The organism is Neisseria sicca, from assembly GCF_017753665.1.
Lineage (GTDB): Bacteria > Pseudomonadota > Gammaproteobacteria > Burkholderiales > Neisseriaceae > Neisseria > Neisseria flava.
The window spans coordinates 1,863,619-1,877,422 of sequence record NZ_CP072524.1 but is presented as its reverse complement, the minus strand read 5'-3'; the positions used below and the strand labels follow the sequence as shown (position 1 = coordinate 1,877,422).

The 13,804-nt window shown below is 54.4% G+C and carries 12 protein-coding genes; 6 read left to right on the top strand and 6 right to left on the bottom strand.

Translation table 11 applies throughout. The features are described 5' to 3' along the window. Window positions 1-79 precede the first annotated feature (79 nt). Together J7445_RS08770 and J7445_RS08765 are read right to left on the bottom strand one after the other, a co-directional pair. Window positions 80-1,273, bottom strand: coding sequence for an amino acid aminotransferase (locus J7445_RS08770; RefSeq protein WP_049228719.1), 1,194 nt, complete (start codon window positions 1,271-1,273; stop codon window positions 80-82). Window positions 1,274-1,376: 103 nt separating this feature from the next. After that, on the bottom strand, window positions 1,377-1,787 hold the full coding sequence (locus J7445_RS08765) for a YqaA family protein (protein WP_016687456.1): 411 nt from the start codon (window positions 1,785-1,787) through the stop codon (window positions 1,377-1,379). Window positions 1,788-2,043: 256 nt separating this feature from the next. Between J7445_RS08765 and J7445_RS08760 the strand changes: the two genes are divergently transcribed. Both J7445_RS08760 and J7445_RS08755 read left to right on the top strand, forming a co-directional pair. Beyond that, a complete protein-coding gene (locus J7445_RS08760; RefSeq protein ID WP_003743849.1) occupies window positions 2,044-3,267 on the top strand; it encodes a sugar MFS transporter in 1,224 nt (407 codons plus the stop codon). 335 nt (window positions 3,268-3,602) lie between these two features. Then, entirely contained in the window at window positions 3,603-4,226 is a 624-nt protein-coding gene (locus tag J7445_RS08755; RefSeq protein ID WP_039856191.1) for an esterase/lipase family protein, read from the top strand. A 115-nt stretch (window positions 4,227-4,341) separates the two neighbouring features. Here the strand turns inward: J7445_RS08755 and wrbA are convergent, their stop codons facing one another. Next, a complete protein-coding gene (gene wrbA / locus J7445_RS08750; RefSeq protein WP_003743854.1) occupies window positions 4,342-4,944 on the bottom strand; it encodes an NAD(P)H:quinone oxidoreductase in 603 nt (200 codons plus the stop codon). A gap of 135 nt (window positions 4,945-5,079) precedes the next feature. Between wrbA and J7445_RS08745 the strand changes: the two genes are divergently transcribed. From J7445_RS08745 to J7445_RS08730, 4 genes are all read left to right on the top strand, one after another. Beyond that, entirely contained in the window at window positions 5,080-6,312 is a 1,233-nt protein-coding gene (locus tag J7445_RS08745; protein WP_070540327.1) for a YihY family inner membrane protein, read from the top strand. A gap of 93 nt (window positions 6,313-6,405) precedes the next feature. Next, complete coding sequence (locus tag J7445_RS08740) at window positions 6,406-8,181, top strand: extracellular solute-binding protein (RefSeq protein WP_209283006.1); 1,776 nt, start codon at window positions 6,406-6,408, stop codon at window positions 8,179-8,181. Continuing rightward, window positions 8,169-8,318 carry a hypothetical protein gene (locus J7445_RS08735; protein WP_209283380.1) on the top strand — a complete coding sequence of 50 codons (150 nt, stop codon included), beginning with the start codon at window positions 8,169-8,171 and terminating at the stop codon, window positions 8,316-8,318. The genes J7445_RS08740 and J7445_RS08735 overlap by 13 nt, the downstream gene beginning before the upstream one ends. A gap of 207 nt (window positions 8,319-8,525) precedes the next feature. Beyond that, entirely contained in the window at window positions 8,526-8,675 is a 150-nt protein-coding gene (locus J7445_RS08730) for a hypothetical protein (protein WP_186805657.1), read from the top strand. A 373-nt stretch (window positions 8,676-9,048) separates the two neighbouring features. Here J7445_RS08730 and J7445_RS08725 read toward each other — a convergent pair whose 3' ends face one another. From J7445_RS08725 to J7445_RS08715, 3 genes are all read right to left on the bottom strand, one after another. Further along, window positions 9,049-9,864 (bottom strand): alpha/beta hydrolase, encoded by an 816-nt coding sequence (locus J7445_RS08725; RefSeq protein ID WP_070540321.1) that lies wholly within the window; start codon window positions 9,862-9,864, stop codon window positions 9,049-9,051. A 225-nt stretch (window positions 9,865-10,089) separates the two neighbouring features. Beyond that, window positions 10,090-12,198 (bottom strand): TonB-dependent siderophore receptor, encoded by a 2,109-nt coding sequence (locus J7445_RS08720; protein ID WP_070540319.1) that lies wholly within the window; start codon window positions 12,196-12,198, stop codon window positions 10,090-10,092. 167 nt (window positions 12,199-12,365) lie between these two features. Continuing rightward, a complete protein-coding gene (locus J7445_RS08715) occupies window positions 12,366-13,697 on the bottom strand; it encodes an MFS transporter (RefSeq protein ID WP_070540316.1) in 1,332 nt (443 codons plus the stop codon). Window positions 13,698-13,804 lie beyond the last annotated feature (107 nt).

Below are 13,804 nucleotides of genomic sequence, written 5' to 3'. Positions count from 1 at the left end.
ATCCGCGTTGTCAAAAAAGGTCGTCTGAAAACCTGAAGCCTAGGTTTTCAGACGACCTTTTTGTATTGCCTGATGCGGATTACAACACTTTTACGATGCTTTCGCACAGGTAGTCGATGTTGTCATCGGTAATGCCGGCGACGTTGATGCGGCCGGAGCGCACGGCGTAGATGGCGAACTCGTTTTTCAGGCGGTCGACTTGTTCGGGCGTGAGGCCGCTGAAGGAGAACATGCCGTTTTGTTCGATGATGAAGTCGAAGTCTTGATTTGCACCTTTGGCTTTGAGCAGTTCGACGAATTTTTGGCGCATGGCTTTGATGCGGCCGCGCATTTCGTCGAGTTCGGCAATCCATTGTGCTTTCAAATCCGCGTCTTTCAACACGAGGGCGATGGTGTTCGCGCCGTGGGAGGCGGGGTTGGAGTAGAGGGTGCGGATGATGGTTTTGACTTGGCTGTGGGCGCGGGCGGCGGTGGCTTCGTCTTCTGCGACTAAGGTGAATGCGCCGACGCGTTCGTTGTACATGCCGAAGTTTTTGGAATAGGAGCTGGCGATGAGCAATTCTTTGTTGTATTTCAAGAAGGTGCGCAAGCCGTATGCGTCTTCTTCGAGGCCGTTGCCGAAGCCTTGGTAGGCGAAGTCAAACAGGGGCAGCCAGCCTTTTTCGGCAGAAAGTTTGGCGAGGGTTTCCCATTGTTCGGGCGTGGGGTCGATGCCGGTGGGGTTGTGGCAGCAGCCGTGCAAGAGGACGACGTCGCCTTTTTGCGCTTGGCCGAGGTCTTCAATCATGCCGTCCCAGTCTAAGCCGTGTTTGGCGGCGTCGTAGTAACGGTAGGGCTTGTCTTGAATGCCGACGGCTTTGAAGATGGCGTTGTGGTTGGGCCATGTGGGGTTGGAAATCCAGACGGTTTGTGCGTTCAACTGGCGTTTGGCGAACTCGGCGGCAATACGCAATGCGCCTGTGCCGCCGAGGCTTTGGGCGGTTTTGGCGCGGCGGCTGGCGACGATTTCGTGGTCTGCGCCAAAGAGGAGGATTTGGGTTTGCTCGTTGTAGTCGGCAACGCCGTCGATGGTGAGGTAGTTTTTGGTGGTTTCGCTCTCAAGCAGGCGTTTTTCGGCTTCTTTGACGGCTTTGACGATGGGGGTCGCACCGGATGCGTCTTTATAAACGCCGATGCCGAGGTTGACTTTTTCGGGACGGGTTTCGGCTTTGAATGCTTCGCCCAAGCCTAAGATGGGGTCTGCGGGGGCGGCTTCGATGTGATTGAAGAACATGATTTCTCGCTTTGCAAAAATGAAGGGACGGGATATTTCCTTTTGGATTTTACGCTGTTTCAGGTCGTCTGAAAATGAATGCGGCAGGTTTTGTGGCGACGGGCTACATCATGCCTTTGATACCGGCAAGGATGATGCCGTAGCGCAGGATTTTTCCGGTCAGGAGCATGAGGGCGGAAGTGTAGGGGTTGAGCCTGAGCCAGCCTGCGGCAATGGGCAGCGCGTCGCCGATAACGGGCAGCCAGGCAAACAAAAGGGGCAGGGTGCCCCAGCGTTGGAGCAGGCGCAGGGTCTTTTCAGACGACCTTTTCTTAGACGGAATCAGCCGCCCCATCCAATAGGAAACCATGCTGCCCAAGCCGTTTGCCAGTCCGGCGCACAACCACGCGCCGTATGCCTGTTCGGGATAGTTGTAGATAAACGCGGCGAAGGCGGCTTCGGATGTGCCCGGTAGGATGGTGGCGGAGGTAAAGGCGGAGGCGGCGAGTCCGAGATAGGCGTAAATGAGGGGCATGGCGGAGAAGTTTGCGTCAGGTCAAAGGTCGTCTGAAATAAGATTCTAAGTCGTTTGTGGGCGGGTTTTTTGTAAAATTTGGACGGATTCTGTCTATAAAATGCTTTATCGGACAGAATCTTGCTGAAACTCGATGTAGTCGGCGTGTTTTCAGTGTTTGCAAGAATGGCAAAAGCCAGTATGATTCAGCCCGTTATTAACGGATATTAACTGTTTGTACGGTCAATTCCAATAAATCTAAATCGAAAGGCAAATCATGTCTACGCCATCACAACAAAACCATAATTCCGCGCTGGTCGTCCTGACCACGCTCTTCTTCATGATGGGTTTCATTACCTGCATGAACGACATCTTGATTCCGCATCTGAAAGAAATTTTCGATCTGACTTATGTTCAGGCGATGCTGATTCAGTTCTGCTTCTTTACCGCCTATGCCATCATGTCGATTCCGATGGGGCATCTCGTCGGTAAAATCGGCTATAAAAATGGCGTAATCGGCGGCTTCTTGCTGACCGCCGTCGGATGCTTGCTGTTTTATCCTGCTGCGGGCAGCCACTCTTACCCGACTTTCTTGGGCGCGCTCTTCATTCTTGCTTCGGGTGTAACCCTGTTGCAGGTTGCGGGTAACCCGTATGTAACTCTGTTGGCGAAACCGGGCAAAGAATCCGCTACGCTGACTTTGGTGCAGGCATTCAACTCATTGGGTACGACCATCGCCCCGCAAATTGGCGCGTTCCTGATTCTGGCAGATGCGACGCAGACCGTCAGCAAAGCCGAAAAGATTTCCTCCGTTCAAATCCCTTACTTGGGTTTGGCAGGTCTGTTGATTATCCTTGCAGTCTTCGTGAAAATGATCCGCCTACCTGACGCGCGTAAAATCGCCGAAGCAGAAAGCGAACACAACCATGACGGCAAAAGCAGCGTGTGGCAATACAAACACCTTGTTCTCGGTGCGGCAGGTATTTTCTGCTATGTCGGCGCGGAAGTATCCATCGGCTCGCTGATGGTTAACGTCTTGGGCTTCCTGAAAGGATTGGATCACGCTTCTGCCGCGCAATACCTGTCGTTCTACTGGGGCGGTGCCATGGTCGGACGCTTCCTCGGCTCGGCAGTTATGGCGAAAATCGCGCCCAACCGCTATCTTGCCTTCAACGCCACTATCGCCGTTGTCCTGCTCATCATCGCCATGATGACCGGTAAAGGCAATGCCGACGTCGCTATGTGGGCGCTGCTTGCCATCGGCTTCTTCAACTCCATCATGTTCCCGACCATCTTCTCGCTGGCGACCAAAAACCTCGGTAAATTCACCAATGCCGCTTCTGGCGTACTTTGTACTGCCATCGTCGGCGGTGCGATTGTTCCGGTCGTACAAGGTTGGGCGGTCGATACTTACAGCCTGATGTCGTCTTTTATCGTATCAGCCGTGTGCTACCTCTACATTGTCTTCTTTGCTCTAAAAGGTTATAAAGCCGACGAGTAAGCATTGTCTGAACAGAAGGTCGTCTGAAAACTTGGAAATCAGGTTTTCAGACGACCTTTTTTCTTTGGGACGAACTTTTAAACCTGATCCGCTCAAACCAAGGTCGTCTGAAACTACGGCAACAGATTTTATAGTGGATTAACTTTAAACCAGTACGGCGTTGCCTCGCCTTGCCGTACTATCTGTACTGTCTGCGGCTTCGTCGCCTTGTCCTGATTTAAAGTTAATCCACTATAACCGGAGCTTAAGCCCGTTTTCAAAAGACAAAACGCGTCCGCAATACGGTCTGACTGACTTATGGCATAATGCTTACGGCAAAAATACAGGAGGTCCTCATGTCGAAAATCATCTTATTGCACGGACTGCACATGCATTCTTGGGTGATGAAGCCTTTAGCGGATATGTTGGAGAAACAAGGCTTTGACGTTGCCCTGTTTGGTTATTACAGCGTCTGGCACACCATGCAGCAGCATACGCAGGCATTGGCGGAGTTTGTTGAAAAACACGATACAGGCGAACCTCTGCATTTTGCCGGACATAGTCTGGGCGGGCTGGTATTGCGCCATTTTGCCGCCGCCCACCCCGAAAAAATCACCGGCCGCATCGTTACCTTCGGCACGCCGCATCAAGGCAGCAGGGCTGCGCAAAGGGTGTTCCGGCTCGGATTGAAAACCCCCGTACTCGGCGGCGCATATCGCGATGCGCTCGACGGCGGCACGCCCGATTTGCCCGAACATATCGAGCTGGGTAGTATCGCCGGCAACAAACCGCTCGGACTGGGGCGCGTATTGGGCTTGCACGGCGAACACGACGGCACGGTTTTGGTCAGCGAAACCCGCTGCCCGAATATGCGCGACCACGTTATCTTGCCCGTCAGCCACAGCGGTATGCTGTTCAAACACATTACCGCAGAACAAACCGCAAAATTTTTGAGCGAAGGGCAGTTTAATCATGGATAAAAAGACAGAAATGATTTGGGCTCAAAAATAATGGAAAGGTCGTCTGAAAACTTGGAAATCAGGTTTTCAGACGACCTTTTGGCTTTTGGCAGATTGGTTTTCTAAGTTATCCGCCTTAAGCCAACTTGACGGCGAGTTCTGCCAGCCGTTTGCCTTGTGCGAAGGCGATGTCGTTTTCTTCGGCGGTCAGGACGGGTTTGCTGTCGTGTCCGGCGACGTGGGACGCGCCGTAGGGGGTGCCGCCGCTTTGGGTGCTGCTGAGGGCGGATTCGGTGTAGGGGATGCCGCTGATGATCATGCCGTGGTGCAGGAGGGGGAGCATCATGGTGAGGAGGGTGGTTTCTTGTCCGCCGTGTTGGGAGGAGGTGCTGGTGAAGACGGTGGCGGGTTTGCCTGCAAGTTCTGCGCCGAGCCATTGGGGGATGGTGCCGTCGATGAAGTATTTCATGGCGGCTGCCATGTTGCCAAAGCGGGTTGGGCTGCCGAGGGCAAGGGCGGCGCAGGTTTTGAGGTCTTCGGCGGTGGCGTAGGGTGCGCCGCTGTCGGGGATGTCTTTTTCGACGGCTTCGCAGACGGTGGAGACTTTGGGGACGGTGCGCAATACGGCTTCGCAGCCTGCGACGCTTTCGATGCCGCGTGCGATTTGGCGGGCAAGGTTGAGGGTGCTGCCGTTTTGGGAGTAGTAGAGGACGAGTATTTTGAGGGGATTTGGGTTCATTTGGGTATTCCGTTACAATTGGGTTGGTTGAAAATCGGTGTTTGGCTGTTGAAGCTGTGTTTTCAGACGACGTGGTGTGTGCTGCGGCGTTTTCTGTTTTTTTATTTTTAATTGGTTATTTTTTCGGGAAAGATTATGCCGTTTTTGAAGTGGTGGCAAGGTTTGTTGGGTAGTAAGGTGTTTGCGTTTGCGTGGTTTGTGGTCCGGCGTTTTGATGAGGAGCGTGTGCCGCAGGCGGCGTCGAGTATGACGTTTACGACGCTTCTGGCTTTGGTGCCGGTGTTGACAGTGATGGTGGCGGTCGCTTCGATTTTTCCTGTGTTCGACCGTTGGTCGGACTCTTTTGTTGCGTTCGTCAATCAGACTATTGTGCCGCAGGGTGCGGACATGGTGTTTGATTATATCAATGCGTTTCGCGATCAGGCGGGAAAGTTGACGGCGATCGGTAGTGTGATGCTGGTGGTGACGTCGCTGATGCTGATTCGGACGATTGACAATACGTTTAACCGGATTTGGCGGGTCAATACGCAGCGGCCTTGGATGATGCAGTTTTTGGTGTATTGGGCGTTGCTGACGTTTGGGCCGCTGTCTTTGGGCGTGGGGATTTCTTTTATGGTCGGGTCGGTGCAGGATTCTGCGCTGGCTTCGTTTGCGCCGCAATGGGTGGTGGGGGTACTGCAAACCTTAGGTACGCTGTTTTTTGCCACGCTTTTGCTGTGGGGGCTGTACCGTTTTGTGCCCAACCGCTTCGTGCCTGCGCGTCATGCGTTTATCGGGGCTTTGGTCACGGCGTTTTGCTTGGAGACGGCGCGTTTCCTGTTTGCCTGGTATATAGGCAATTTCGACGGCTACCGCTCGATTTACGGGGCGTTTGCCGCCGTGCCGTTTTTCTTGGTGTGGCTGAATTTGCTGTGGACGCTGGTGTTGGGCGGCGCGGTGCTGACTTCGTCGCTGTCTTATTGGCAGGGCGATGCGTTCCGCAGGGGCTTCGATGCGCGCGGGCGGTTTGACGATGTGTTGAAAATCCTGCTGCTTTTGGATGCGGCGCAAAAAGAGGGCAAAGCCTTGCCTGTTCAGGAGTTCAGACGACATATCAATATGGGCTACGACGAATTGGGCGAGCTTCTGGAAAAGCTGGCGCGACACGGCTATATCTACAACGGCCGTCAGGGCTGGGTGTTGAAAACGGGGGCGGATTCGATTGAGTTGAGCGAACTTTTCAAGCTCTTTGTTTACCGCCCGTCGCCTTTAGGAAGGGATCATGTGAACCAAGCTGTCGATGCGGTGATGAGGCCGTGTTTGCAGACTTTGAACATGACGCTGGCGGAGTTTGACGCGCAGGCGAAAAAACGGCAGCAGTCTTCTTGAGGATTTTGAAACACACAAAAGGTCGTCTGAAAAATTTTTCAGACGACCTTTTGCTATAATCGGGCTTCATCGTCCCGTTCGGTTTGGAAACTCATGAAAACGCTCGTCCTGCTGCTACTTTCCTTCTCCTCTGCCACCGCTTTTGCCGCATACGGTTTGGGTTTGGGGCAGGAGCCGAAATATCCCGCCAACTTTCGCGCCTACGAATACGTCAATCCCGACGCGCCAAAAGGCGGCGTGTTTTCCCTGCCGATACAGGGCGGCTTCGATACGTTCAACCCGTTCACCCTCAAAGGCGACAAAGAAGTCGGCATCCTCATGCTGACCGTGGATAAGCTTACGGACAACAGTTGGGACGAACCTTTCTCCATGTACGGGCTGCTGGCGGAAGACTTTTCACTTGCCGAAGACGGGCTGTCGGCAACATTCAAACTCAACCCGAAGGCTAAATTCCACAACGGCGATCCCGTGCTTGCCAAAGACGTCGCCGCCTCCTTCCGCCTGCTTACCCAAGACAAAGCCGCCAATCCCTCCTACCGCATCTACTGGAGCGATGTTGCCAAAGTCGAAACGCCCGATGACAGGACAGTCGTTTTCCGCTTCAAACAGCGCAACGCCGAATTACACATGGTCTTGGGGCAACTGCCTGTCTTTTCTCATAAAAGCTATCCCGAAGGGCTGGAAAAAGGCGCGAACAAAATGCCCATCGGCTCCGGCCCCTACCGCTTCGTCAAAGCAGACATCGGACGCATGAGCGAATACGCGCGCGATAAAAACTACTGGGCGCAAAACCTCCCGACCCGCAAAGGCAGATATAACTTCGACACCGTCCGTTTCAAATATTTCAAAGACAACAGCGTCCGCCTCGAAGGACTCAAAGCCGGACAATACGACTTCGTTTATGAAAACATCGCCCGAAACTGGGCGCGGGCTTATACCGGCGAAATGCTCGCCAAACGCGGCTTGGGCAAATACGAATGGGTGCAACAAAGTAATGCCGGCATGCAGGGCTTCGTTATGAATATGCGCCGCGTCCCGTTCAACAACATCCTCGTGCGGCAGGCAATGGTCGAGAGCTTCGACTTTGAAAGCGTCAACGCCCGCATTTTCTACGGCGCATACCGCCGCAGCAACAGCTTCTTCACCAACAGCGAGATGGCGGCGACAGGCAAACCGCAAGGCGCGGAACTGAAACTGCTCCAGTCCCTCGGCAACACCCTCGATCCCGCTGTCCTGAACCAACCCGTCCCCGAACCGCCTCAAACCGACCCGAAGACAGGCATACGCCCCAACCTGCTCAAAGCCCGCGCCCTTTTAGAAAAAGCAGGCTACCGCTATAAAAACGGCAAACTGACCGACAGCCAAGGCAAACCCCTGACCTTCGAGTTCCTGACCGCATCCAAAAACTACGAACGCATCACCGCCAAATGGCAGCGCGACCTCGCCAAAATCGGCGTCACCATGAACATCCGCGTTACCGACCCCGCCTTATATCAAAGGCGTCTCAACGATTTCGACTTCGACATGACCATTACCGTCTATGCCAACAGCGAAAGCCCGGGCAACGAACAATACGATTATTTCGGCTGTGAAGCCGCCAAAATCCCCGGCAGCCAAAACCTCGCCGGCGTGTGCCGCCCCGATGTCGAAAAGCTGCTCAAACATTTCAGCAGCTTCACCAACCGCGAAGAACTGAAAACCACCGTTCAAGCACTAGACCGTACCATCCGCCACCAATACATCATCGTCCCCGCCTGGTACGCCGACCGCTACCGCGTCGTTTACCGCAATAACCTCGGCATCCCGCAACAACTGCCGAAATATTACGACCCGATAACGTTCCCGCTGAGTAGCGGGTGGTGGAAATAGGAGAAGCGGATAAAAGGTCGTCTGAAAGCTTTGAGGTTTCAGACGACCTTGTTTTTATCGGCAACCTGCCCCCTCTCCCGTCCGGCGGGAGAGGGTGGCTCTATGGGGTGTACGAATACGAATTTGCTTTTACCTAAAACCGTAAAGCCACCCCCATCCTAACCTTCCCCCGCCAGACGGGGGAAGGGACAAGTTGCTGTTACAGCAACCCGTAGCGCGGGGTTTGCCTACGAGATGAATGCGAAAAATAAATACTCATTTGACTGTAGTCTGATTTGGATTATCAGGTGGTAGATTTCGCGGGCGCAGCCCACGCTACTTGAGTTATTCCAAGCCTGCATTGATTGAATAAAAGGTCGTCTGAAAACGAACGTGAACGGGTTTCCCTAACACCCAAATCCCAAAGTTTTCAGACGACCTCGTTTTTACCTGCGACCTACTCCCTCTCCCGTCTGGCGGGAGAGGGCTGGGGAGAGGGTGGCTCTACGGGCTGAACGAATTTGATTTTATCTAAACCCACAAAACCACCCCCATCCTAACCTTCCCCCGCCAAACGGGGGAAGGGACAAGTTCCGTTGCAGCAACGAGTGGCGTGGGCTTTGCCAACGATGTAAGACGGCAAATACAACTAACAATCCGTAGCGTGGGTTCTACCCACGAAATAAATACAAATTTGACTGTTGCTGGATTTCGGGTTGTTGGACGATAGGTTCGTGGGCATAGCCCACGCTACAAACTTCGCTTATCCCAAGTTAATTGAATAAAACCTTTATAGATTCGTGAAAAAGGTCGTCTGAAAATCCCCAACTGCCATCACTCAAGCCGTATTTCTCTTTGTTTGGAATACGGCTTTTCGTTTCTGCCTGTTTATTTCTTCTGCCACGCTTGGCGGAGGTATTCGATGTGGTCGGGGAGGGCGTAGAAGGGGGTGTTGCCGTGGTTAGCGTTGGGGTAGAGGGTGAATTGTGCGTCTGCGCCGAGGTGTTGGAGGGTGCCTGCAAGTAGTTTGGCTTGGGCGACCATTTCTCTGCCGATTTGTTCGGGGCGGTTGCTGCGGCCTTCGTGTTCGCCGACGCTGATGCGGACGGCGGTGTCGGCGGGAAGGGCGGACGGGAGGAAGTCGAGGACGCGGCGGTTGTGCCACCAGACGGAGGGGGAGGCGAGCAGGTTGTGTTTGAAGCGGTCGGGGGCAGTGAAGAGGGAATAGAGTCCGAACAATGCGCCGAAGGAGTGTCCGAACAGGGCTTGTTCTTTGGGGTTGACGGGGTATTTGGCGGCGAGGGCCGGGGCGAGTTCGTGGTCGAGGAAGGCGGCGAAGCGGTCGGCTTGTCCGTACTGGCGGCGGTCTGCTTCGGTGGCGGTTTCGGGCAGGGGTGGGGTGTAGTCGAGGGCGCGTTGGGTCAGGTCGCGGACTTCGCCATTGGGGTAGCCGATGCTGACGATGAGGCAGGCGGCGCGGCTTCGGGTCATGGGGTTGATGAGCAGGGATTGCGCCATGCTGAGGGCGGCGGGAAAGAAGGCGTCGCCGTCGAGGATATGGAGGACGGGATAGCCTTGCGGGGGCGGGCTGCCGATAGCGGCGGTTTGGATGCGGTAGCTGCGGCCGGTGTGCTTGGAGCGGATGTGGGTTTCTTCTGCTTGCAGCAGGCGGGCGGCTTGCCAGTGTGCGGTGCGTGAGGTCATGGCGGGGTTGTCGGTTGTGTTGGTGGGGTGTGTTGTGTGTGTTATCGGGTTGTCGGATGTTTCAGACGACCTTTGGGCTATATCTGCCGTTTTCTCTATGTCAAACATGGGACATAAATGATAAAACCGGACAGGTAGTGTTCCCTGCCTGTCCGGTCTGTTTCCGTAATGTGTTGGTCTTCTGGTTTTTGGCGGTGATTTGTTTTCCTTTTGCTTTTCCCGTTTTTAGAAGTCGTAGCGGAGGTTTGCCATCAGGCTGCGCTCCGAGCCGGGAATGTTGAAGGTGTTTGCGCTGCCGACGCGGGCGTAGTAGTGGCGGTTGAAGATGTTGTCGGCGTTGATTTGCAGCTTCAGTTTGGACGTGAAGCGGTATGCCGCCATGGCGTCGAATGTGGCGTAGCCGCCTGCGCGCAGCCCTGCCGCCGAGGAGATGCTGCTCATCGCGTTCACGCCGCCGCCGAGGGTCAGCTTGGGCGTAACTTCATAAGTTATCCACAGGTTTGCGCTGTGTTTGGGCATCAGAAGGAAGATGCCGTCGTCGCGCGAGTTGGAGGCGGTTTTGATTTGGCTGTGCAGATAGCTGTAACCTGCGTGGATTTGCCATTTCGGTGTAATCGCGCCGCTGATTTCGGTCTCAACGCCTTCCATCACGCGTTTGCCCAAGGCTGCGTAACGGGTGTTGCGGTTGTTCGGGTTCAGCGGTGCGGCGGCGTTTTTGTCTTTCAGTCGGTAGAGGGAGACGCGGGTGTTGAGGCGGTCGTCCATGTAGCTGCCTTTGTAGCCGACTTCAAACTGGTTGCCTTCCCGCGCTTTAAGCAGGTTGCCGTCGGTGCCGAGGCTGGTTTGCGGCGTGTAGAGTTGGGAGAAGCTGGCGTAGAGGCTGTTGTTGTCGTTCAAGTCGTAAACTGCGCCTGCGTAGCCGGTGAACTTGGTTTTGCTGGCTTTGTGCAACTCGTCGCCGTCGCCCGCTTCGATTTTGTAGTGTCCCAAACGCCAGCCGCCAATGAGCGACAGCCTGTCGACCGGATGGAAGACGGATTTGCCGTAAACGCCGAATTCGTCAAGGTTTTCGGTAGCGACGGTATGGCTGTAACCGCGCGCGCCGGCACGGGCGTTCTGCATCAGGTTGACATAGGGAACGGAGTGGAAATCGCCCAAGGCAACATTACGCGCAACGGCTGCACGGCCTTGCTCGTTGGTGCTGCGCAAGCGGTTGTAGTCCGCGCCGACGACGAGTTCGTTTGCGGTGTTGCCCAAGGCAAACGGACGGCTGTAACTTGCGTCAACCGCGAAGGCTTTTTGTTTGATTTCCGTGCCTAAGCCGACGACGTCCGCCTTATTGTCGGCAGAAAGTTTTTTGGCGGCGAAGGTGTAGTTGGAGTCGGCATCGCGGTCGGAATAGCGCATACCGATTTTGCCGTAGCCGCCGTCGTCGAAATAATGTTTCAAATCGGCGAACACGTCATGGCTGTTCATTTTAAATTTGTTCCAATCCGCGCCGACAAAGGTGTGGTTGGGCAGGGACAACAGATTGCCGCTGCTGCCGACGGGCAAACCGTTATACGGCGCGAGGTGGCGTTGTTGGTAGAGATAGCCTACGCCCAAAGTCGTGTCGGGATTGATGTCCCAATCCGCCGCCGCGTAGAAGGTTTCGTGGTGGTTGTTTTTCTCCGCCGGACGGGGGGACGCGCCCGAAGTTTGCGCCATCACACGGGCGCGCACGCTGCCGTCGGCGTTCAGAGGTCCTGAAACATCGGCTTCGGCTTTATATTGTTTGTGCGTACCGAACCCCGCCGCTGCATGACCTTGAAACTCTTTGGTCGGGCGTTTGCGCACCAAATTCACAATACCGCCCATCTCGCCACTGCTGTCGAACAAGCCGCTCGGGCCGCGCATCACTTCGACGCGGTCGAAGGCGAACAGGTTGGGCAGCGTGCCGTTGATACTCTGCATCTGCGCGGGCAGGCCGTCGATGTTGTATTCACTGTATTCGTAACCGCGCGCATAAACCGACGAGCGTCCGTCGTCATTGCTCAACACGCGCAGACCCGGCGTTTTGCGCGCCAACTGGTCAAAGGTATCGACGTTGCGGTCTTTTACCTGCTGGTTGGTGATGATGCTGACGGATTGCGGAATCTCGCGTAAAGATGCGGGGATTTTTGTGCCGACAGTGGCGGCAAACGAGCTGTAATCGCCGTTTTTCTCGGTGGCAATCGCGTTATACGAACGCTGCCCCTTCACATGGACAGTATCCAGCTCGGCCGTTTCGGCGGCAAATACAGTGGAAGATAAAGCGGCCACAACGGCGGCAGCGGTCAGATTGGGTCGGAACATCAATTTCTCCGGTCTTTTACAAATGAGAATTGTTGTATTTTATATTTTTGATGGCTGACGTTGTGGAAAAAAACTATCGTTTTCCCGACAATCTTTTGTGAATATGCGACAAGGTCGTCTGAAAACCTCAATTTGGGTTTCAGACGACCTTGTCGCAACTGCTTGAATCAGCTTGCCGATTCTACGCCATAAGGTTTGTTTGACGTTTTGATGGTCAGGGTCAATACGGCAGCGATGGCGAGGAAGACGCCGGCGAAGGTCATGGCGTTGGACGGGTTTGCACCGAGGAAGTTGTCATAGATCCAACCGAAGGTAACGGTTTCAATCAGCATCGGAATCACAATCATCATGTTGACGATGCCCATATATACGCCGTAGCGTTCTTTCGGGATGGAGTGTACGACAATCATAAACGGTACGCCCATCATACTTGCCCAGCCGATACCGAAGCCGATCATCGGGGCGAACATCAGGTATTTGTTGGTGATGTGCGGGATGGTCAGGAGGGCGAGCGAAGCCAGGATAACGGCGAAGGCGTGGACATATTTCGCAGCATATTTACGCGCCATCCACATCAGTCCGAAGGCGGAAACGAAGGTTACGACGTTGTAAAAACCGTTGACCAAACCGGTCCATGCCACTGCCTGTTCATACGCGGCCGAGTCGGCAGATGTCGAGCCCCAGACGGATTTGACGATACTGTGGGAAATATATTGCCAGTAGATGAAGAGGGCGTACCATTGGAAGAGGTAAACCGAGGCGAGCTGCCACAGTGGGGTGGGCATTTCCTTAATGGCTGTGCCGATGTCTTTTATAGCGTGGACGGGGCCGCTGGGTTGGGCTTTAATTGCCGCCATTTCTTCGGGAGAAGGTTCGCGTTCGGGCGTGGACAATACGGTTACTAAAACGGAGCCGATGGAGCAGACGGCGCCGATATAGAACGAGCCGAATACCCAGTAGGGGATACCTGCTTCAGAGGTTTGTTGCAGCCAGCCGATTTGTTGGAAGATGTAGAGCGATACGTTGGCAAGGGTAATGCCCAAGCCGGTAAACACGGACTGCATCAAAAAGCCGGTCGATTGTTGGTGTTCGGGGACGGTATCGGCGATGAAGGCGCGGAAGGGTTCCATGGCGGTGTTGTTACTGATGTCCAAGAGCCACAGCAGCAATACGGCAACCCATAATGCGGTAACGTGCGGATAGATGAAGAGGCAGAGGCTGCAACCAATGGCGCCGATTAAGAAATACGGGCGACGGCGTCCCAAGCCGGGAATCCAGGTGCGGTCGCTCATGGCGCCGATAAGGGGCTGAACGAGCAAGCCTGTAATCGGACCTGCCATATTCAGAATAGGCAGTTGGCCGGGGTCGGCATGTAAGAAACTGAAAATCGGGTTGATGGCGGTTTGCTGCAAACCGAAGCTGTATTGGATGCCGAAGAAGCCGAAGTTCATCAGCATAATCTGGCGAAGCGTCATCGATACTTGTGGGGAAATCTTCATTTTGAAGCGACTCCTGGACTTTGTAAGAAGAAAACATGGAACAACAAACTGCGGGAAACACTGCATAGTTGAAGCGGTTGGGCCGCTTTCTTTATTCTTTGGCGTAT

Bases quoted from the DNA above. Each gene is read 5' to 3' on its own strand.
- J7445_RS08715 (WP_070540316.1), bottom strand. From the start codon at position 13,697: ATGAAGATTTCCCCACAAGTATCGATGACGCTTCGCCAGATTATGCTG.
- J7445_RS08760 (WP_003743849.1), top strand. From the start codon at position 2,044: ATGTCTACGCCATCACAACAAAACCATAATTCCGCGCTGGTCGTCCTG.
- J7445_RS08765 (WP_016687456.1), bottom strand. From the start codon at position 1,787: ATGCCCCTCATTTACGCCTATCTCGGACTCGCCGCCTCCGCCTTTACC.
- J7445_RS08770 (WP_049228719.1), bottom strand. From the start codon at position 1,273: ATGTTCTTCAATCACATCGAAGCCGCCCCCGCAGACCCCATCTTAGGC.
- J7445_RS08725 (WP_070540321.1), bottom strand. From the start codon at position 9,864: ATGACCTCACGCACCGCACACTGGCAAGCCGCCCGCCTGCTGCAAGCA.
- wrbA (WP_003743854.1), bottom strand. From the start codon at position 4,944: ATGAACCCAAATCCCCTCAAAATACTCGTCCTCTACTACTCCCAAAAC.
- J7445_RS08720 (WP_070540319.1), bottom strand. From the start codon at position 12,198: ATGTTCCGACCCAATCTGACCGCTGCCGCCGTTGTGGCCGCTTTATCT.
- J7445_RS08755 (WP_039856191.1), top strand. From the start codon at position 3,603: ATGTCGAAAATCATCTTATTGCACGGACTGCACATGCATTCTTGGGTG.
- J7445_RS08745 (WP_070540327.1), top strand. From the start codon at position 5,080: ATGCCGTTTTTGAAGTGGTGGCAAGGTTTGTTGGGTAGTAAGGTGTTT.
- J7445_RS08740 (WP_209283006.1), top strand. From the start codon at position 6,406: ATGAAAACGCTCGTCCTGCTGCTACTTTCCTTCTCCTCTGCCACCGCT.